Annotated in this window: 1 protein-coding gene and 1 pseudogene; both read left to right on the top strand. The window is 65.8% G+C overall.

The window, feature by feature from the left end; genetic code table 11:
• A pseudogene (locus Y705_RS21420) lies at window positions 1-376 on the top strand (hypothetical protein); the annotation flags it as partial.
• Between the two features lie 135 nt (window positions 377-511).
• A complete protein-coding gene (locus Y705_RS22765) occupies window positions 512-883 on the top strand; it encodes a hypothetical protein (protein WP_216698801.1) in 372 nt (123 codons plus the stop codon).
• Window positions 884-1014 lie beyond the last annotated feature (131 nt).

The raw sequence follows: 1014 nt of genomic DNA, 5'->3' as shown, positions 1-1014 counted from the left end.
GAGCCGCATCGGCTGGCTGATCGCGGTGACCGTCGTCGTCATCCTTGCCTCAAGCCAACTGCTGTACGCCACGGGGACGCACGAGACCTATGCCGATTCCCTGTTCGAGTCCGCGATGGCCACGATCACCGGCAGTGGATTGACACCCACGAGCGCGTTCTCACGCATCCTGCAGGTGCTGCTTGCCGTGTACTCGGTGGCGGTCTTCGCGACCCTTGCGGGATCACTCGGCGCCTTCTTCCTCCGTGAGGAACGCCCCGGCACGGCGGGCGCGACGCCGGACACTGCGGACACGCCGCGCGACATTGCGGGCACGCCGCCGGACACTGCGGACACGCTGCGCGACCGGATCACCGGCGACGACGGCGGGCGATGAGGCTCCGGAGGAAAGAATATCCTCCTCCGGAGAAGCGCTGGCAACGGTATGAAGCGCATCGGATCCGTGGTGGTAACTGGTCCGCATCGTCGTCCCCACCACGCACCACCTCCTGATTCCCTTGACGTATGAACCGTGACCACTCCACAGTCGATGTACACACCGTGTACATGCTGGCCCGCCAGCCAACTGCTGTACGCCACGGGGACGCACGAGACCTATGCCGATTCCCTGTTCGAGTCCGCGATGGCCACGATCACCGGCAGTGGATTGACACCCACGAGCGCGTTCTCACGCATCCTGCAGGTGCTGCTTGCCGTGTACTCGGTGGCGGTCTTCGCGACCCTTGCGGGATCACTCGGCGCCTTCTTCCTCCGTGAGGAACGCCCCGGCACGGCGGGCGCGACGCCGGACACTGCGGACACGCCGCGCGACATTGCGGGCACGCCGCCGGACACTGCGGACACGCTGCGCGACCGGATCACCGGCGACGACGGCGGGCGATGAGGCTCCGGAGGAAAGAATATCCTCCTCCGGAGAAGCGCTGGCAACGGTATGAAGCGCATCGGATCCGTGGTGGTAACTGGTCCGCATCGTCGTCCCCACCACGCACCACCTCCTGATTCCCTTGACGTATG

Source organism: Arthrobacter sp. H41 (assembly GCF_000520535.1).
Classification (GTDB): domain Bacteria; phylum Actinomycetota; class Actinomycetes; order Actinomycetales; family Micrococcaceae; genus Arthrobacter_D.
This window is presented reverse-complemented; position numbering and strand designations above follow the sequence as displayed.